Genomic DNA, 503 nt, shown 5'->3' with positions numbered 1-503 from the left:
CCCGGGGCGCCAACTCCGGCACGCACACGAAGGAGCTGAACCTCTGGGAGGCGGCCGGCACGGAGCCCGGCGGCGACTGGTACCAGGAGACCGGCACCGGGATGGGCGAGGCGCTGAACATCGCGAACCAGCAGGGCGCGTACACGCTCTCGGACCGCGGGACCTTCATCTCGCAGCGCTCGGAGATCGACCTCACGATCCTCGTCCAAGGGCCGATCGAGGACGGGCCGGAGATCCTCTCGAACCCGTACGGAGTGATGGCGGTCAACCCCGGGGTCCACGAGAACGCCAACTACGACCTCGCGATGGCGTACATCGGCTGGATCACCAGCCCGGGCGTCCAGGAGGCCATCTCGGAGTACCAGGTGAACGGCGAGCAGCTGTTCTTCCCGGAGGCCGTCTCCGAGGACCCGAACTTCCAGCAGTACGTTCCGGAGGGTTGGAGTAGCGAGAGCGACGACTCGTAGTCGTGCCATTCGAAGCGACCGTCCAGTCGGTCCCGG

At 67.2% G+C, this 503-nt stretch carries 1 protein-coding gene; it reads left to right on the top strand.

Translation table 11 applies throughout. The features are described from left to right. Positions 1 to 467 (top strand): substrate-binding domain-containing protein (locus D3D02_RS19085; protein ID WP_199723213.1); only part of this gene is annotated, 467 nt, incomplete at its 5' end. Between the last annotated feature and the right edge of the window lie 36 nt (positions 468 to 503).

The organism is Halobellus sp. Atlit-38R, from assembly GCF_003665925.1.
GTDB classification, from domain to species: domain Archaea; phylum Halobacteriota; class Halobacteria; order Halobacteriales; family Haloferacaceae; genus Haloquadratum; species Haloquadratum inordinatus.
The sequence above is the reverse complement of the archived record's forward strand: the minus strand, read 5'-3'. Positions and strand labels throughout refer to the sequence as shown.